The 17,645-nt window shown below is 72.9% G+C and carries 15 protein-coding genes; 11 read left to right on the top strand and 4 right to left on the bottom strand.

Features of this window, described 5'->3' with window-relative positions:
- From ACWEN3_RS21675 to ACWEN3_RS21660, 4 genes are all read right to left on the bottom strand, one after another.
- Positions 1-368: lysoplasmalogenase family protein (locus ACWEN3_RS21675; RefSeq protein WP_452973370.1), on the bottom strand; the 368-nt coding region annotated here is incomplete at its 3' end.
- 1 nt (position 369) lies between these two features.
- The gene (locus ACWEN3_RS21670; RefSeq protein WP_452973368.1) at positions 370-1,203 is read right to left on the bottom strand and encodes a sterol desaturase family protein; all 834 of its coding nucleotides are present in this window, start codon (positions 1,201-1,203) and stop codon (positions 370-372) included.
- A gap of 1 nt (position 1,204) precedes the next feature.
- Positions 1,205-6,175 carry a beta-ketoacyl synthase N-terminal-like domain-containing protein gene (locus ACWEN3_RS21665; protein WP_452973365.1) on the bottom strand — a complete coding sequence of 1,657 codons (4,971 nt, stop codon included), beginning with the start codon at positions 6,173-6,175 and terminating at the stop codon, positions 1,205-1,207.
- A gap of 11 nt (positions 6,176-6,186) precedes the next feature.
- Complete coding sequence (locus ACWEN3_RS21660) at positions 6,187-6,486, bottom strand: acyl carrier protein (RefSeq protein ID WP_452973362.1); 300 nt, start codon at positions 6,484-6,486, stop codon at positions 6,187-6,189.
- Positions 6,487-6,638: 152 nt separating this feature from the next.
- Between ACWEN3_RS21660 and ACWEN3_RS21655 the strand changes: the two genes are divergently transcribed.
- The 11 genes from ACWEN3_RS21655 to ACWEN3_RS21605 form a co-directional block, all read left to right on the top strand.
- Positions 6,639-8,270: an aldehyde dehydrogenase family protein gene (locus ACWEN3_RS21655; RefSeq protein ID WP_452973359.1), complete on the top strand. Its 1,632-nt coding sequence runs from the start codon at positions 6,639-6,641 to the stop codon at positions 8,268-8,270.
- A gap of 33 nt (positions 8,271-8,303) precedes the next feature.
- Entirely contained in the window at positions 8,304-9,446 is a 1,143-nt protein-coding gene (locus tag ACWEN3_RS21650) for an acyl-CoA dehydrogenase (RefSeq protein WP_452973356.1), read from the top strand.
- Positions 9,447-9,575: 129 nt separating this feature from the next.
- Positions 9,576-10,880, top strand: a complete 1,305-nt coding sequence (locus tag ACWEN3_RS21645; protein WP_452973353.1) for an aspartate aminotransferase family protein — start codon at positions 9,576-9,578, stop codon at positions 10,878-10,880.
- A gap of 2 nt (positions 10,881-10,882) precedes the next feature.
- Positions 10,883-11,365: a type II toxin-antitoxin system RatA family toxin gene (locus ACWEN3_RS21640; protein WP_452973349.1), complete on the top strand. Its 483-nt coding sequence runs from the start codon at positions 10,883-10,885 to the stop codon at positions 11,363-11,365.
- Between the two features lie 21 nt (positions 11,366-11,386).
- Entirely contained in the window at positions 11,387-11,920 is a 534-nt protein-coding gene (locus ACWEN3_RS21635) for a hypothetical protein (protein WP_452973347.1), read from the top strand.
- Positions 11,917-12,459 carry a flavin reductase family protein gene (locus ACWEN3_RS21630; protein WP_452973344.1) on the top strand — a complete coding sequence of 181 codons (543 nt, stop codon included), beginning with the start codon at positions 11,917-11,919 and terminating at the stop codon, positions 12,457-12,459. The genes ACWEN3_RS21635 and ACWEN3_RS21630 overlap by 4 nt, the downstream gene beginning before the upstream one ends.
- Positions 12,456-13,436, top strand: coding sequence for a VlmB-like protein (locus tag ACWEN3_RS21625; RefSeq protein ID WP_452973341.1), 981 nt, complete (start codon positions 12,456-12,458; stop codon positions 13,434-13,436). Before ACWEN3_RS21630 ends, ACWEN3_RS21625 begins: the two co-directional genes overlap by 4 nt.
- Positions 13,433-14,440, top strand: a complete 1,008-nt coding sequence (locus ACWEN3_RS21620; protein WP_452973338.1) for a beta-ketoacyl-ACP synthase III — start codon at positions 13,433-13,435, stop codon at positions 14,438-14,440. Before ACWEN3_RS21625 ends, ACWEN3_RS21620 begins: the two co-directional genes overlap by 4 nt.
- 77 nt (positions 14,441-14,517) lie before the next feature.
- Positions 14,518-14,748, top strand: coding sequence for a phosphopantetheine-binding protein (locus tag ACWEN3_RS21615; RefSeq protein WP_452973336.1), 231 nt, complete (start codon positions 14,518-14,520; stop codon positions 14,746-14,748).
- Entirely contained in the window at positions 14,748-15,968 is a 1,221-nt protein-coding gene (locus tag ACWEN3_RS21610) for a beta-ketoacyl-[acyl-carrier-protein] synthase family protein (RefSeq protein ID WP_452973333.1), read from the top strand. The genes ACWEN3_RS21615 and ACWEN3_RS21610 overlap by 1 nt, the downstream gene beginning before the upstream one ends.
- A gap of 144 nt (positions 15,969-16,112) precedes the next feature.
- Positions 16,113-17,645, top strand: a 1,533-nt coding sequence (locus tag ACWEN3_RS21605; RefSeq protein WP_452973330.1) for an APC family permease, incomplete at its 3' end; no start/stop codon positions are given.

The following is a 17,645-nucleotide window of genomic DNA, read 5'->3' as shown; positions in this document are numbered from 1 at the left end:
AGAGCGGCGACCGCGGCGGCCCACACCGCGAGGTGGACGGCGCACAGCAGGCGGCGGGGACGCAGGTACCGCAGGGCACCCGCGCGCAGGAACGCCGCCGTCCAGCACAGCTGCGCGCCCAGGAAGAACGCGATCCCGGCGGCGAAGGCCGCCCGGCCGGGCAGCAGCAGCGCCACGTCCCCGGCGGCGGCGAAGCCGAGGCCGGCCAGGACCGGCAGGTGCCGGGTGCCGGTCCGGTGCCACAGGTGTACGGCGAGCACGGGCGCCAGCAGGGGCTTGGCGATCCACTCCAGGGGCGGCAGGCCCGCCGCGACACCGGCGATGTCGAGCGCGGCCAGCGCGGCGAAGGCGACGATCAGCGGCGGCATGTCACCCCTCGGCCCCGGGCGCCCAGCCGGGCGGCCCGAACAGGTAGCCGGCACGGTCGCGCCAGCGCCGCGCCGCGCGGACGTCGCGCCAGGCGGCCCCGAACTCGTGGAAGGCCACCCGCACCGGGTTGTGGGTGTCGATGTTCTTCGTCAGGCCGTACACCACCCGCACGCCCTCCGGTTCGAACGTGCCGAAGATCCGGTCCCAGACGATGAGGATGCCGCCGTAGTTGCGGTCCAGGTAGACGTTGTTCGAACCGTGGTGGACGCGGTGGTGGGAGGGCGTGTTGAAGAACCACTCCACGGGCCGCCACAGCCTGTCCACCCGCTCGGTGTGCAGGAAGAACTGGTAGACCAGGCTGAACGCCTGCTGCAGCAGGATCATCCACGGCGGAACGCCGAGAAGTGCCAGCGGCAGCCAGAAGGGCAGGCCCGTCATCGGCGTCCAGCTCTGGCGCAGGGCGGTCGAGAGGTTGAAGCGGACGCTGGAGTGGTGGACCACATGGCTCGCCCACAGCACCCGCACCCGGTGGTGGGCGCGGTGGAAGGCGTAGTACGCCAGGTCGTCGCCGAAGAACAGCAGCACCCACGTCCACGCGGAGGACGGCGACAGGTGCCAGGGGGCGACGGCGAAGAGAGCCGCGTACAGCAGAATCGTCACCGCCTTCCACGGCATCGCGACGACCTGGCTGCCGGCGCCCATGGACATGCTGGTGACGGTGTCGCGCAGCTCGTAGCCGCGCTCGTCGTCGTCCGGGAGGAAGCGGTAGGACAGTGCCTCGGCGACGACCAGCAGCACGAACGCCGGTATCGCGTAGACCACGGCCGGGATCATGTCAGCGCACCGCCTTCCGGTGCGGGGCCGGCACGCTGCGGGACAGCAGCTCGCGCGCCAGCCGTTCGGCCGCCTCGGACTCGCGCGCCGCGATGTGCGCCGCGAGTCGCCGGTGTGCCTCGACGTCGAGGAGTTCCGCGGTCCGCAGGTCGTCCGGCACGTCGGCGACCGGCAGCGTGCGGTCGGGGCGGAGTCCGGTGGGGCCCTCGTCGGCCGGTTCCGGCCGGGCGGGCTGGTCCGGCTGGTCCTCGGGGTGCTCCGGCAGGGTCACCCAGGCGCGTCCGGCGGGGTCGGACAGGGCGGTGCGCAGGGCCTCGCCGGTCTCGTCCAGCCGGAAGCGGGGCGCGGTGTCGTCGGAGCCGGTGGCGTGGACGACGGTGACCGCGGGCACCGTGAGCGTGGCGCGGAACGTGCCGTCGTGGCGGACCAGGACCTCGTCGCCGGGGGCGAATCCGGTGCCGTCGGCGGTGGCGAGGACCGTGCCGCGCGCCAGCCGGCCCAGCAGCGGCGGGGGTTCCTCCTCCCCCTCCTCCGCGCGTTCGGCCCGGCCGGTGTCCAGGGCGGTACGGGCGTCCTCGGCGGTCAGGCCGACGGTGTGCACCCGGACCTGGACCTCGTCGGCCTCCGGGGCCCGGTCGGTGGCCGGGGCGAGCGCCAGGTCGGACAGGTCGCCGGAGTCGGGGGCGCGCAGTTCGAAGCCGCCGGTCCAGGTGAGCGTGGCGTCGCCGGCGAGCAGCCGGCGGACGTAGCGGCGGCCGGGGCGGTGGGCGACCTGGTACTCGCCGGGCGGCTCGGCCCGCCACTCCTCGGCCAGCGGGGCGAGGCCGCTGCCCGGGGCGAGGTCGACCAGGGTGGCCCGGTACTGCGGGTACTCGGTCAGCAGCACCCGGCCGAAGCCCCACAGGGTGGCGGCGCCGAGGTGGCCGCCGTCGCCGGCCGGGTCGCCGGGCAGCCACTGGGCGCCCTCGGTGACCAGCCACAGCCGGGGCGGGCGGGACGCGGCCTCCAACGCGGCGACCAGCGTGAGGAGTTCGCGGTAGTTGTCCTCGCACTCGGCGCGCAGCCGGTCGGCGGACATCGGCTCCTGGCGCCGGCGCCACAGCCGGCAGACGTCGGTGACGGTGGGGTCCTCCAGGGCGGCCTTGAGGTCCGTGAGGTCGGAGAGCCAGGTGACCTTCAGGCCGGGTTCGGCGGCCAGTTCGGCGGCGCGCGCGGCGGACGGGTCCAGCAGCACGACGTGCCGGGCGGGGGCGCCCTGGCGGGCCGGCAGGGCGCGGCGCACCCAGTCGGGCCGGTGCAGGAACTGGCGGCGGCCGTTGCGGCCCTCCGGCCGGGCCATGCGCACTCCGAGGAGTTCGGCGACCGGGTCGCCGTTCTCCAGCAGCAGCACGTCGGCCAGGCGCCGGTCCTGCTCGCCGCGGACCCGGGCCAGCACCCGCAGGTTCTCGCCGCGCGGCTTGCGGAAGTGCCGTACGGAGGCGATCTCGCGGGGCACGAACACCGGGCCCTCGGGGTCGAGGACGACCAGCGCCTGCACGGCGGCCTCCAGCAGCTCGGCCGGGACGTGCTCGACGGCCGAGGCGTCGCGGCCGGTCAGCTCGCCGGTGACCAGTGCCCCGGCAGGCAGCGTCTGCCCATCAAGGAGCGGCGTCTGGTGCGTGCCGTCGGTGTGCCGGCCGGAAGCCCTCGTATTGGACGTACTTGAGCTTTCGGCCGGTGCGGCGGCAGTGCGTGCCGGGCGTCGCGACGGGGCGGACGTTGTCTGCCGGGGCACTGCGTCGCCGTGCCGGGCGGCGCGCAGCAGGAGGCGCATGCGCGGGCCCTGGGGGCGGCCGACGGAGGCGAGGTCGGTGTAGATGTCCTCGTCGTCGATGTGCTGGGCGGCCGGGGCGAGGCCGGCGTCCAGCTCGGCCAGTTCGGAGACCGGCACGAGGGGTTCGGGTTCGGCGGCGACGACGGCGGTGGCGTGCAGGTTCTCCTCGCCGCCGACGACCGTGAACACCTCGACCTCGGCGGCGCCGCCGGGGCGCGGGCGCCAGCGGGTGGTGAGCGCGGTGACGGTCTCGGCGGGCAGCTCCAGCGGGGCGAGCAGCCTCAGGTCGCGGACGGCGTGGCGGGCGTGGCCCCGGACCGCGTCCTGAACGGCGAGCAGCAGGTCGACGTAGGCGCCGGCGGGCAGGACGGTACGGCCGCCGTCGGCGAGGTCGGCGAGCGCGCCCAGTTCCTCGGCGGTGAACTCCGCGGTGAACTCCCTCACCCCGCTGGCGAACCGCTCCTCGATGCCGAGCAGCGGGTGCCGTGCGGTGCCGTTCGCGGCGGAGCGGCGCGGGGCGACGGAGGGCAGCCAGTAGCGCTTGCGCTGGAAGGCGTAGGTGGGCAGGTCCACGCGGGCGGGCGCCGGGTGGCCGGCGTGGTAGCCGTCCCAGGCGACGGCGAGACCGGCCGCGTAGTACTCGGCGAGCGCGGTCAGGGTGGTCGTGGTGGTGGTGTCCCGGCGGCGCAGGCCGGCCAGCCACACGTGGTCCTCGACCGTGACCGAGCGCCGGGCGAGCGCGGTCAGTCCGGCCTGCGGGCCGATCTCGATCAGGGCGTGCCGGCCGCGCTTGGCGACGGCCCGGATGCCGTCGAGGAAGCGCACGGGCTCGCCGATGTGCCGCACCCAGTAGTCGGGGTTGCCGATCTCGCGGAAGCGGGCGAGCCGGCCGGTGACGTTGGAGATGAGGCTGATCTGCGGCTCGTGGAAGGCGATGCCGTCCAGGGCGGCGCGGAAGTCGGCGTAGACCTCGGCCATCAGCGGCGAGTGGAAGGCGTGGGAGACCTTGAGGCGTTCGACGCGCACGCCCCGCCCGGTGAGGACGCCGGTGACGTCGTCGAGGGCGGCGGTGGCGCCGGAGATCACCGTCTGGTCGGGGGCGTTGACGCCGGCGACGGCCAGGTCGTCGTGGCCCTCCAGGAGCGGGGCGACCTCCTCGACGGGCGCGGAGACGGCGGCCATGCCGCCCTCGGCGGTCACCGCCTGCATCAACCGGGCGCGGGCGGCGACCAGCCTGACCGCGTCCGGCAGGCTGAACAGCCCGGCCACGGCGGCGGCGACGACCTCGCCGATGCTGTGCCCGATGAGCACGTTCGGGCGCACGCCCCAGGCCATCCACTGCCGGGCGAGGGCGTACTCCAGCGTGAACAGCGCCGGCTGGGTGAACTCGGTGCGGTCGATGGCCTCCGGGTCGGCGGCGGTGCCGAGCAGCAGCTCGTGCACGGAGCGGCCGAGGTGCGCGGCGAACAGCTCGTCGCACTCGTCCACGTGGGCGCGGAAGACGGGGAGGGCGGCGTAGAGGGCGGCGCCCATGCCGGCGTACTGGGAGCCCTGGCCGGTGAACATGAACGCGGTCTTGCGGATGCCGGACGGCCCCTCGTGCTCGGCCTCGGCGGCGCGGTCGAGGAGCTTTTCGAGCGCGGCCCGGTCGGCGACGGGGGCGGCGATCCGGTACGGGTGGTGGGTGCGCGTGGTGTTGGCGCTGTGGCAGAGCGCGGCGACGGAGGTCTCGGGCCGCTCGTCCAGCAACCGCCGGTATCCGGCGGCCAGTTCCCGCAGCGCGCCGGCGTTCTTCGCCGAGAGGGTGAACAGCGGTGCGGCACCCTGGGTCTCGGCCCGGCCGGCCGGCTCCGGCGCCTGCTCCAGCACCACGGCGCCGATGGTTCCGGCGAACCCGAAGCTGTTGACGACCGCCCGCCTGGTCTCGGCCTGCCAGGGCTCGCAGGCGGTGGGCACCCGCAGCGGATACAGGTCCCAGGGGATGCGCCCGGAGGGGGTGTCGAGGTTGAGGTGCGGGTAGATCGTGGCGGAGCGCAGCTGGAGCACGGTCTTGATGACGCCGACGATGCCGGAGGCGGGCTCCATGTGGCCGAGGTTGGTCTTCACCGAACCGACCAGGACCGGGCGGTCCTTGGTGTGGGAGTCGACGAAGACGTCCCCGATGGCACCGAACTCGATGGGGTCGCCGAGCGGGGTGCCGGTGCCGTGCGCCTCGACGTACTGGATGTCCTCGGGCTTGAGGTGGGCCACGGCGAGCGCGCTGCGGATGACCTTTTCCTGGGCGGGGCCGTTGGGCACGGTCAGGCCGGCGCTGTCGCCGTCCTGGCCGACGGCCGTGCCGCGCACCAGGGCGAGGATCCGGTCGCCGTCGCGCTCGGCGTCGCACAGCCGCTTGAGGACGACGATGCCGCAGCCCTCGGCGCGCGCGTAGCCGTCGGCGGCCTCGTCGAAGGTCTTGCACTGCCCGTCCGGGGAGAGCATCTGGGCGTTGGAGAACATCACCGGGATGCGCGGGTGGTGCAGGGCGTTGACCCCGCCGCACAGCGCGATGTCGGTCTCGCCGGCGCGCAGCGCGTTCACGGCGAGGTGCAGGGAGACCAGCGAGGAGGAGCAGGCGGTGTCGACGCTCATGCTCGGACCGCGCCAGCCGAGGAAGTAGGACAGCCGGCCGGACAGCGGGAACATGGTGATGCCGGACGCCAGATGGCCGTCCAGCTCCTCGTACGGCAGCGAGTCCAGTTCGAGCGCGTAGTCGATGGAGCTGGCCCCGATGTACACCCCGCCGTTGCCGCGGCGCAGCGGGGCCGGGTCGATGCCCGCGTGCTCCAGCGCCTGCCAGGCGGTCTCCAGCAGCAGCCGCTGCTGGGGGTCCATGTAGCGGGCTTCCTTCGGGGAGATGTTGAAGAAGCCGGCGTCGAACAGGTCGATGCGGTCGAGGAACCCGCCGGCCGAGGCGCGGATCTTGCCCTTGTCGTCGGGGCCCTCGGGGGTGAACGCCTCGACGTCCCAGCGGTCCCGGGGGATCGGGCCGATTCCGCTGCGGCCCTCACGCAGGAAGGCGTCGAACTCGTCGGGCGAGCCGCTGCCGCCGGGGAACCGCAGACCGATTCCGACGATCGCGACCGGCTCGGGCGCCTGCTCTGATTCCTTACGCGGCATGGAGCGACTCCTCAAGCTTCCTGGATGGCCTGGGTCAGGTGGTCCACGAGATGGTCGATCGTCGGCTCGTTGAAGAGCACGCTGACGTTGATGGACAGGTCCAGGAGCTGTTCCAGGCTCTGCCGTATCTCGGTCAGGCGCAGCGAGGTGAGCCCGAGATCGAAATAGCTGATGTCGAGGGGAAGATCCTCGGAATCGTCCATGAGGAGAACGGTCTTGAATTTCTCCAGGACGATTGTCTCGATCTCCTCGGCGAGTTCGCTGCGCGGCAGCTCGCGCAGCCGCTGGAGGGTGCTGTCGACAGGTGGCATGCGCCTCATGCAAGCAGCGCCGGCTGACGCCCCACTGACGGGTCCGGGGCGCCCGGTTGGCTGGATCAGTCGGGTGTCAGCGCCGGGTCAGATTCCGCTGCCACGCTCGCCTTGCTTCAAGAAATCCACACGCCATATCCGAAAGGCTGAAGATGCTTCGCGAAGCCGCGCAGGAGGAGAGTGCTGAGGCACCTTCCGGATTGAAGAGTTACGACCTCTACATCGCGGGCAAGGACGTCGCCGGGGACGGGTGGGTCTACACCGTCAGCGGGCGTTCGCTGCTGGAAGACGTGTTCACCAGCGTGAGCCTGAAGCGCTCCCTCGAGCAGGACCCGGAGTCCGAGGCGGCCAAGCACCCCTACGTCGTGGGGCGTTGCGCGATCGCGGACGACGCCGCCATCGACCTGGCCACCCAGGCGGCCGCGGCGGCCGCCCCCGACTGGGCGGCGGTGCCGCTGGAGCGGCGGATGCGGCTGGGCACCCGGTTCCGCGAGGAACTGATCAAGCACGAGGACGAGTTCCTGCGGATGCTGGTCGCCGAGTCCCACCCGGTGAAGCTGGCCCGCTGGGAGCTGAGCTGCCTGCTGCAGATCTACGCGCCCGGTTCCCTGCGCTGGTACACCAAGCAGATGCGGGTGGAGAAGGAGTACAACGGCCGCCGGCTGATCCTCCAGCGCCAGCCCGACGGTGTGGTCGCCTTCAACCCGCCGCAGAACGCCCCCCTGCCGAGCGCCGCCCTGTGCGTGCTGGCGCTGATGGCCGGCAACGCCGTGGTGGTGCGGGCGCCGCGGAGCATCGCGCTGTCCACGATGTGGCTGCTGCGGGACATCGTCGCCCCGCTGCTGGAGGAGATCGACGCGCCCGCCGGGGTGCTGAACGCGGTGTGCTCCAACCCGAAGCAGACGATGGACCGCTGGATCGCCGACCCGCTGATCAACGACATCTTCTACATCGGCGGCAGCCAGGAGGGCCTGCGCTTCGAGCAGAGCTGCGTGGCGCACGGCAAGAAGCCGATCCTCGAACTCGCCGGCAACGACGGCATCGTGGTGTGGAAGGACGCCGACGTGAAGTGGGCGGCCGAGGCGATCACGGAGTCGTTCTACGGCTCCGGGCAGATCTGCATGGTGCCCAACTACGTGCTGGTCCACCCCGAGGTCGCCGACGCGCTGATCGCCGAGGTGCGGGAACAGGTCAAGGGCATCAGGCCGGGCCTGCCCGAGGAGGAGGACGTGCTGCTGTCGCCGGTGCGGCGCAGCGAGCGGTTCTTCCGGCTGCTGCGCCAGGCCCTCGACAACGGCGCCGAGCTGGTGACCGGCGGCAACCGCACCGAGCTGGACGGCACCGTGTCCGAGACGGGCGTGTTCCTGCAGCCGACGGTGGTGCGGGTGGACGGCCTGGACCGGGCGCGGACGTACGACGTGGTCCGCGAGGAGACCTTCTTCCCGCTGATCCCGATCGTGGTGGCCGAGCGCGACAACGACGACGCCCTTCTCGAGGCGTTCCTGCAGTTCGTCAACAGCAACGACTACGGGCTGCGCAACTCGCTGTGGTCCCGCTCGGACCACGTCGTGGAGACCTTCGTGCGCCGCACGGTCAACGGCGGCCTGCTGAAGGTCAACGACTCCCACATCGGCTTCCTGCCGTACCTGCCGAGCCACGGCGGCACCGGCCGCACCGGCGGCGCGTTCGGCGAGGCCAACTACCCGATGCTCAAGACCTCCCACGTCCAGGGAGTCAGCATCGCCCGCGACGTGAGCCCGTACGACGCGGTCTTCGGCGCCTGATCCACCGCCCTCGAAGTCTTCCGGAGGTTCCCCGTGCGTTCCCTCGATGCCGCCCGGTCCGTGTGCGAGCGGTTCCACCCCGGCCTGCTCAAGGAGCTGGAGCAGATTCCGTACGCCGAGCGGGAGCGGCCCGGCAGCCCGGTGATCGACCTGTTCCGCATCCACGGCGGGGTGGGCCTGCTGATACCCGAGTCCTACGGCGGTCACGGCGCGGCCCCGCTGGAGGCGCTGCGGGTGCAGCTCGCCCTCGGCGCCCTGTCGCCGTCGCTGGTCGCGGCCGTGTCCATGCACCACTTCACCGCCGCCATGCTGTACTCCCTGGCCGTCAAGGCGAACCGGCTCACCCGCGCGCAGACCGAGCTGCTGCACCGGATCGTGCCGGAGCAGCAGGTGATGGCCTCCGGCTGGTCCGAGGGCCGGACCGCGCAGAACATCCTCAAGCCGGCCGTGACCGCGCGCCCGGTGGAGGGCGGGTTCCTGCTGTCCGGGTCGAAGAAGCCGTGCAGCCTGTCCCGTTCGATGAGCCTGCTGACCGCGTCCACCGCCATCCACGGCGAGGACGGCGGCGAGCCGGAGCTGGCGCTCGCGCTGGTCCCGGCGGAGGCGCCCGGGCTGACCGTGCACCCGTTCTGGGGCAACGACCTGCTGGCCGGCGCCGAGAGCGACGAGGTCCGCCTGGAGGACGTGTTCGTCCCCGTCGAGATGGTCGTGCGGGCCGGCGACGACGACCCCACCCGCCTGGACGACCTGCAGTCCGCCGGGTTCGTCTGGTTCGAGATGCTGATCTCCGCCGGGTACGCCGGCTGTGCCGCCGCGCTGGTGGAGCAGGTGCTGGAGCGCAAGCGGGGCGGCGCCGAGGAGCGGGCCGCGCTCGCCGTCGACATGGAGGCGGCGCTGGCCCTGCTGGAGGGCGTGGCCCGCGGCACCGGTCCGGAGCCCGGCGACGAGGAGTCGGTGGCCCGGGTCCTGGTCGCCCGGTACGCCGTGCAGAACGCGCTGCCGGACATCGTCGGGCGGGCCCTGGAGCTGCTCGGCGGCCTGGAGTTCATCAGCAACCCGGCGAGCGCGCAGTCCGCCGCGGCGACGCGTGCGCTGGCCTTCCACCCGCCGTCCCGCATCGCCGCGTCGGAGCCGTTGCTGACGTACTTCGACGGGGGGCCGCTGGTACTGGCGTAGCCGATCCGCGGTCGGGCGACTGCGGCCGGCCGTGGCCGGTCACGCCCGCGCGACGGCAGCCGCACATCGACAGGGCCCCGCGCCCCCTCGGGGCGCCCCCCACACCCACCCCTTTGGAGTGAGCGACACGTGACCGTCATCCAGGAATCCCCCCAGGCCGCGGCGGCTTCGGCCGTCGAGGACGAGGGGGAGATCCTCAACCTGTACCGGGCCCACCTCAGCAAGGGCCGGGCCACGCTCGCCGAGCTGTTCGGCAGCCACATGGAGACGGCGTCCGAGGGCGCCTGGCTCACCACCAGCGACGGTGAGCGCTTCCTGAACGCGGGCGGCTACGGGGTGTTCATCATGGGCGCCCGTCATCCGATCGTCATGGAGGAGGTGGAGCGCCAGCTGCGCACCCACCCCACCGCGACCCGCATCCTGCTGGAGCCGACGGTGGCCCGCGCCGCCGAGGCGCTGGTCTCGGTGCTGCCGCCCGGCCTGGACCGCGTGCACTTCGCGCTGTCCGGCGCGGAGGCCGTGGAGACCGGCCTGAAGCTGGCCCGCGCGGGCGGCTTCAAGCGCACGATCTCGATGCGCGGCGGCTACCACGGCAAGACCCTGGGCGCCCTGTCGGCGACCGCGAAGGACGTCTACCAGGCGCCGTTCCGCCCGCTCGTCCCCGACTTCCAGCACCTGCCGTTCGGCGACGCCGACGCCCTGGAGGCCGAGCTGAGGGCCCACCCGGGCGAGGTGTGCGTGATCCTGGAGCCGGTCCAGGGCGAGGGCGGGGTCGTCATGCCGCCCAAGGGCTACCTCAAGCGGGTCGAGGAACTGGTCCGCGAGTACGAGGGCTTCCTCATCCTCGACGAGGTGCAGTCCGGCTTCGGGCGGCTCGGCGAGTGGTGGGGCGCCGACATCGAGGGCGTCGTCCCGGACGTCCTGCTCACCGGCAAGGCGCTCGGCGGCGGGGTGATGCCGGTGTCGGCGGCCGTCGCCACCCGCAAGGCGTTCCGCCCCTTCGACAAGGACCCCTACGTCCACACCGCCACCTTCTCCGGGCAACCGGTGCTGATGGCGGCCGTGCAGGGCGCGATCCGGGCCGTCAAGGAGGAGCGCCTGGTCACCCGGGCCATGGACCTCGGCGCCCGGCTGCTGCCGCGGATCGCGGAGGTCGCCCACCGCAACATCCCCGAGCTGGTCGTGGACGTCCGCGGCCGGGGCCTGCTCATCGGCGTCGAGCTGGTCGAGGCGGGCCTCGCCGGCGAGCTGCTGATCGAACTGTTCAACCACGGCGTGGTCGCCAACCACTCCATGAACGGCAGCTCGGTGGTGCGGTTCACCCCGCCCGCCGTGCTGGACGACACCGACGTGGACTTCCTCGTCAACTCCTTCGACCTGGCCACCCGCGACCTGATCAAGGGCGCGGCCAAGATGCCGGAAGGCGGTAACTGATCGTGCGGCACGTCGAACTCGATGCCCTGATACCCGCGGAGCAGGCCGAAACGGTCCTGCACGCCGTACGGCGCTGGGAGCGGTACCCCGACCTCGCGCCCCACGTCAACGCGACCACCGTGCACACCTCCTACCCCGAGCCGAACCCCTCCTCCAGCTGGGAGCTGCACTTCCGCAGCGGCCTGCTGCGCTGGACCGAGGACGACACGGTGCTGCCGGAGGCGGGCGAGATCCGCTTCGAGCAGTCCGACGGCGACTTCGACTCCTTCTCCGGGGTCTGGTCCGTCCAGCAGTCCGGGGCGGACGTCACCGTCCGGTTCGACGCCGACTTCGACTTCGGCATCCCGAGCCTGGAGGGCATCCTCGACCCGATCGCCGAGCGGGTCATCAAGGAGACCGTCGCCTGGGCGCTGACCGGCCTGTTCCCGGCCGTGCGCATCCAGGGCGGCATCGAACTCACCACGCCCGCCGCGGTCGGCGCGTAGGACCCGCGCGAGGAGCTGACCATGGACCAGGCGAACCCCTTCGAGACCCCGCGCACCTACTCGCTGCACCGCGCCGAGTACCTGGTGGGCCTCGCCGTCACCACCGGCCTGATCGCCTACCACTTCGGCGACATCCGCTGGCTGCCGGCGCTCGGACTGTTCCTCTACATCGACCTGATCGGCTACATCCCGGGCGCCATCGCGTTCCGCAGGAGCGGCGGGCGGCCGATCCACAAGGCGTACTACGTCCTCTACAACGTCATGCACAGCCTCATCACGCAGGGCGCGGTCGCCGCGCTGTGGTGCTGGCTGGTCAAGCCGGAGTGGGCGCTGCTGGTGCTGCCGTTCCATCTGTTCGGCGACCGGGGCCTGTTCGGCAACTTCATGAAGTCCTTCGCGCTGCCCTTCGAACCGGTCCGCCAGGAGGGCTATCTGCGCCTCCTCGACGACCTGGGCCTCGAACACCCGAAGCCCGTGGGGCACGCCATGGACCCGGTGCCGGTCGGGCACGTCCCGGCGCGGCCGGCCGTACGCGAGACGGAGGCCGTGCGATGACCACCGCCACCGTACGCCGTACGGTCCGCCAGGACCCGGACGAGCGCCGGCGCGCCCTGTACCACCTCGCCTCCCCGGTCTCCGTGCTGACCACGGGTCCCGAGGAGCGGATGCACGGCACCACCGCGAGCACGGTCACCCTGGTCTCGCGCTCGCCGCTGCTGGTCGGGGTCGTCCTGCGGGCGGGCTCGTCCTTCGCCCGACTCGCGGCGGAGGAGGGCCGGTTCGCGATCAACGTGCTCGGCGGCGAGCAGGCGGACGTGGCCCGCCGGTTCGCCGACAGCGCCCGGCCCGACGGGGCCACGGCCTTCGCGGGCCTGGCCTGGACGACCGACCGGTACGCGCACGCCCCGCTGATCGCGGGCGCGCTCGCCCACTACGTCTGCCGGTTCCACTCCGCGCACGCGGCGGGCGACAGCGAACTGCTGCTCGGCCATGTCGTACGCGCCACCGCGGACGAGGGCCTGCCGCTGTTCAGTTACGCCGGCGGCCTGTACGCCGGCTCCCTGCGCCCGGCGAAGGAGGCCGCCGCATCATGACCGCACCCGTGGCACCTGAGGCGGACTGGGACAAGGCTCCCGGTCTGCTGGACGGCGCGAAGGAACTCACCCTCGGCCCCGAGGAGTGCGACCTCGCCTACTGGATCACCTCGGTGGCCCAGGGCACGCTGCGCGACCGCGGGGTGACCGGCCACCACGAGGACGCCCTCACCCCCGCCTTCCTGAAGGCGCCCGGCCCGCTGCGGCAGGCGCTGGTGCTGGAGTTCGGCTTCCGGGCGCTGGCGGAGGAGCTGGCCACCCGGCTGCTCGGCCACTACGTCTCGATCGCGCCCGGCATTCCCGAGATGGAGTTCTACGCCACCCAGCTGATCGACGAGGCCCGGCACGCCCGGGTCTTCCGCCGGCACCTGGTGGAGCTGGGCGTCCCGGCGGGCACCCTGCTGAAGGACATCGAGGAGATGGCCCGGGACTACCGCGAGCGGGTGCTGGACCCGGTGGTGGACTTCACCCTGGACATCGTCCGCGACCAGGCCGACTTCCCCGGCGGGGTGGCCGTGTTCGCCATCATCATCGAGGGCGTGCTCGCCCCGGCCGCCGAGCTGAGCGAGCGCAAGTGGACCCCGCTGTCCCCGGCGACCGGCGAGATCTCCCGGGGCACCGCCATCGACGAGATCCGCCATCTCACCGTGGCCAGCACCATCCTGCGCGACCACGTCGCGGCGCACCCGGAGTACAGGCCCAGGCTGCTGGAGATCCTGCGCTCCGGGGTGAAGCTGTGGGACGAGATCCCGGACCGGGAGTTCGTCATCCACCGCGAGGAGCTGTTCCAGGAGGGCATGCTCCAGCACGCCGGGCTGATCGGGGACTACGAGATCTGGCCGGGTGTGCGGATGCTCGACACCACCCCCGAACAGCGCTACGACATGGCCGAGCGGTGGACCGACGAGATGGCCGAGGTCCGCATGGCGTACATGGGCCTGCCGGTGGAGGTCCTCGCCTCGGAGGCCGGCGCATGAGCACCGGGCGGGCGGCGGTCGTCAGCGGGATCGGGTCGTACGTCCCGCCCAACGTCGTCACCAACGACGACCTGTCGCGGCGGCTGGACACCTCCGACTCCTGGATCCGGACCCGGACCGGGATCGCCGAGCGGTTCTTCATCTCGCCCGGCACCTCCACCGGCGACCTGGCGGTGGAGGCGGGTCTCAGGGCGCTGAAGTCGGCGGGCGACGAGCAGGTCGGGGCGGTGGTGCTGGCCACCACCACCCCGGACCAGCCCTGCCCGGCGACCGCGCCGCAGGTGGCTGCGCGGCTGGGGCTCGGGCAGGTGCCGGCCTTCGACGTGGCGGCGGTCTGCTCCGGGTTCCTGTACGGCCTGGCGTCCGCCGCCGGGCTGATCGCGGCGGGCGTGGCCGACAGCGTGCTGCTGGTCGCCGCCGACGCCTTCACCACCATCGTCAACCCGCAGGACCGCACCACCGCGGTGATCTTCGCGGACGGCGCGGGCGCGGTCGTCCTGCGGGCCGGCTCGGCCGCCGAACCGGGGGCGATCGGGCCGCTGGTGCTCGGCAGCGACGGCGAGCTGAGCCATCTGATCGAGGTCCCGGCGGGCGGCTCCCGGCAGCGCTCGTCGAACCGTCCGGCCGACCCGGAGGAGCACTACTTCCGGATGCTCGGCCGGGAGACCTACCGGCACGCGGTGGAGCGCATGACCAGCGCGTCCACCGAGGCCGCCGAGCGGGCCGGCTGGCGTCTGGCCGACGTCGACCGGTTCGTGGCGCACCAGGCCAACGCCCGGATCCTGGACGCCGTCTCGGACCGGCTCGGCGTCCCCGGGGAACGGCGGCTGAGCAACATCGCGCGGGTCGGCAACACCGGCGCCGCGTCCATCCCGCTGCTGCTCGCCGAGGCCACCGCCGAGGGGCGGCTCACCGCGGGCCACCGGGTGCTGCTCACCGCGTTCGGCGGCGGGCTGTCCTGGGGTGCGGCCACCGTCGTCTGGCCGGAGCTGCAGACCATCTGACAGACCGTCAGCAATAGTCCGTAACTCATATCGATTCAGCGGTACGCGGGGCGCGTACACCTTCGAAAGGAACCGACATGCTGGAGCAGCTCAAGGAAATCCTGTCCAACAAGCTCAAGGTGTCGCCCGAGGCCATCACCCCGGAGGCCACCCGGGAGGACATCGAGCTGGACTCGCTGGCCGTGGTGGAGCTGTCGCTGCTGCTGAAGTCCGAGCTGGACCTGGACATCAGCGACGACGACCTCCTGGAGGCGCAGACCGTGGCCGACATGGTCCGGCTCATGGAGGAGCGGAGCGCGACGGTCTGATGGCCGGCATGGACATCGCCGTCACCGGGCTCGGCCTGGTCACCCCGGGTGGGATCGGGGTCGGGCCGAGCTGGGCGGCGGTCTGCGACGGCAGGCCGGCCGCCGCCTTCGATCCGGTGCTGGCGGACAACCCCGTAATGATCTCCTGCCGGGTACCCGGCTTCGACCCCGAGACCCTGCTCAGCGCGCGGCGGGCGCACCGCCTGGACCGGTTCGTGCAGTTCGCCCTGGTCGCCGCGCACGAGGCGGTGGCCGACGCGGGCCTCGACCCGCAGACCTGGGACGGCGCGCGGGTGGGTGTGGTGCTGGGCTGCGCCGACGGCGGTCCGGGCACGGTCGAGGACCAGCACCATGTGCTGCGCGAGCAGGGCGCCGACCGGGTGTCGCCGCTGCTGCTGCCGATGCAGCTGCCGAACATGCTGGCCGGTCAGACGGCCATCGAGTTCGGGGCGACCGGGCCCAACCTGGTGGTGGCGACCGCCTGCGCCTCGGGCGCGACCGCCATCGGCACCGCCCGGGACCTGCTGGTCCTCGGCCGCTGCGACATCGTGCTGGCGGGCGGCAGCGAGGCCATGATCACCCCACTGGTCATGGCCGGGTTCGCCCAGATGGGCGCGCTGTCGAAGCGGCACGACGACCCGGCGTCCGCGTCCCGCCCGTTCGATGTGGACCGGGACGGCTTCGTCGCCGGCGAGGGCGCCGGGATCCTCGTGATGGAACGCGTCGCGGACGCGCGCGCCCGGGGCGCGTACGTCCACGGCCGGATCATCGGCTACGGCGCCACCGCCGACGCCCACCACATGACGTCGCCGCATCCCGACGGCGCCGGCATCGAGGCGGCGGTGCGAGCGGCTCTCGCGGACGCGGGCGCCGACCCGGACGACGTGCAGCACGTCAACGCGCACGGTACGTCGACACCGCTCAACGACCTGTCCGAAGCCCGCATGATCCAGCGGACCCTGCGCGGGGATCCGCTGGTCACGTCGACGAAGGGAGTCACCGGGCATCTGCTGGGCGCGGCGGGAGCGGTGGAGGCCGCGTTCGCCGTGCTGAGTGTGGAGCACGAGACCATCCCCCCGACCGCCAACCTGGTCATGCCCGATCCCCGGATGGAGATCAAGCTGGCCCAGACCGTCACCGAGATGCCGATCGACCTGGCGCTGAGCAACTCGCTGGGCTTCGGTGGGCAGAACACCGCGCTGGCCATAGCACCGGCGTGACGCACGTCGTCCGTCCGCGGGCCCTTCGTGGCCCGCCGTGCAGTGCCCCGCGCCCCTCGCGGGGCGCTTCGAGCAGCCGTCCGCCGAGAGGTCTCCGCGGGCGGCTGCTGCCCTTACGTCCCTCTCCCCAGTTCTGGAGTTCCCATGTCCACCAGTGGTTCGCCGCCCCCGTCCGGGCGGCTCGGCACCGCGCACATCCTCTTCCTCATCGTGGCCGCCGCCGCGCCGCTCTCGGCGATGGTCGGCACGGTCCCGCTCGCGTTCGCCTTCGGTGACGGGGCCGGCGTGCCGGCGGCCTTCCTGTTCGCCGGGGTCACCCTGCTGTGCTTCTCGGTCGGCTACGCGGTCAGCGCCCGGCGCACCGGCGGGTCCGGCGGGTTCTACGCCTCCGTCGCGGACGGCCTCGGGCGGCCGCCGGCGGTGGCGGCCGGGTATGTGGCCCTGCTGTCCTACAACTGCGCGACCATCGGACTGGCGGGCGCGCTCGGCTACTTCACCCAACTCGTCCTCGCCGCCCACGGGCTGACGGTGTCCTGGGAGTGGTGCGCGGCCGTCGGGCTGGTGCTGACCGCCGTCCTCGGCTACCGGGAGATCGCGCTCAGCGCCCGGGTACTCGCCCTGCTGATGCTGGGCGAGATCGGGGTCCTCGCGGCCCTGGACGTGGCGATCCTCGTCCGGCACGGGCTGCACGCGCTGCCCACCGCCTCCTTCTCCCCGCACACGGCCGCCGGCCCGGGCGTCGGTGTCTCGCTGATGTTCGCGTTCGTCTCCTTCATCGGGTTCGAGTCGGCCGCGCTGTACGGCAAGGAGTCGCGCAACCCCGAGCGCAGCGTGCCGCGTGCCACGTACGCGGCCGTCGTCCTGATCGCCGGCTTCTACGCGCTCACCAGCTGGCTGGCGGTGGGCGCGATCGGCGGCGACCGGGTGCGGGAGGTCGCGAGCAAGCAGATGGGCGACCTGTTCTTCGGGCTCGGCGACGACTTCCTCGGCAAGACGGGCAGCACCGGGCTCCAGATCCTGCTGTGCACCAGCCTGTTCGCGGCGACGCTGGCCCTGCACAGCGCCGCCAACCGCTACGCCCAGGTCCTCGCCGAGGACGGGCTGCTGCCGGCCGCGCTGGCCGCCGAGCACCCCCGGCACCGCTCCCCGCACCGGGCGAGCATCGCGCAGAGCGTGCTGACCACGCTGGTGGTGGCCGGCTTCGCGGTCGCGGGCCTGGACCCGTACGCCGACCTGACCACCAGCATGCTCGGCCTCGGCACCCTCGGCATCGTGGCGCTGCAGGCGCTGGCCGCGCTGTCCGTGCTCGGGCTCAGGCTGCGCGCGGGGCGCGGGCACTGGTGGCGGGAGACCGTCGCCCCGCTGCTCGGCTTCGCCGGGCTCGCCACCTCGGTGTGGCTGGTGGTCGGCAACTTCGACATGCTCACCGGCTCGCCCTCGCCGGTGATCGCCGCGCTGCCCTGGCTGCTGCCGCTGGTCGCGGCGGGCGGCCTGGTGTACGCGGCCCGGCTGCGCTCCGCCCACCCGCTGCGCTACCGGCTGCTCGGCACCCGGCACACCGCCTCCCCCGCGCCCGATCACTCCCCCCTGGCGGCGGCCGAGTCCGGGCTGTCGATCACCGTGCTGCACGCCGATCTCGACGAGGCGTCCTTCCCGCTGCGCCGGCAGGTGGTCAAC

This window comes from Streptomyces sp. NPDC004561, from assembly GCF_053602155.1.
Note: the sequence above shows the minus strand (reverse complement) of the source record. Positions and strands in the feature narration are given on the sequence as shown.

Excerpts from the sequence above, each read along its gene's own strand:
- ACWEN3_RS21670 (WP_452973368.1), bottom strand. The coding sequence starts at position 1,203 with ATGATCCCGGCCGTGGTCTACGCGATACCGGCGTTCGTGCTGCTGGTC.
- ACWEN3_RS21665 (WP_452973365.1), bottom strand. The coding sequence starts at position 6,175 with ATGCCGCGTAAGGAATCAGAGCAGGCGCCCGAGCCGGTCGCGATCGTC.
- ACWEN3_RS21660 (WP_452973362.1), bottom strand. The coding sequence starts at position 6,486 with ATGCCACCTGTCGACAGCACCCTCCAGCGGCTGCGCGAGCTGCCGCGC.
- ACWEN3_RS21655 (WP_452973359.1), top strand. The coding sequence starts at position 6,639 with ATGCTTCGCGAAGCCGCGCAGGAGGAGAGTGCTGAGGCACCTTCCGGA.
- ACWEN3_RS21635 (WP_452973347.1), top strand. The coding sequence starts at position 11,387 with ATGGACCAGGCGAACCCCTTCGAGACCCCGCGCACCTACTCGCTGCAC.
- ACWEN3_RS21630 (WP_452973344.1), top strand. The coding sequence starts at position 11,917 with ATGACCACCGCCACCGTACGCCGTACGGTCCGCCAGGACCCGGACGAG.
- ACWEN3_RS21625 (WP_452973341.1), top strand. The coding sequence starts at position 12,456 with ATGACCGCACCCGTGGCACCTGAGGCGGACTGGGACAAGGCTCCCGGT.
- ACWEN3_RS21620 (WP_452973338.1), top strand. The coding sequence starts at position 13,433 with ATGAGCACCGGGCGGGCGGCGGTCGTCAGCGGGATCGGGTCGTACGTC.
- ACWEN3_RS21615 (WP_452973336.1), top strand. The coding sequence starts at position 14,518 with ATGCTGGAGCAGCTCAAGGAAATCCTGTCCAACAAGCTCAAGGTGTCG.
- ACWEN3_RS21610 (WP_452973333.1), top strand. The coding sequence starts at position 14,748 with ATGGCCGGCATGGACATCGCCGTCACCGGGCTCGGCCTGGTCACCCCG.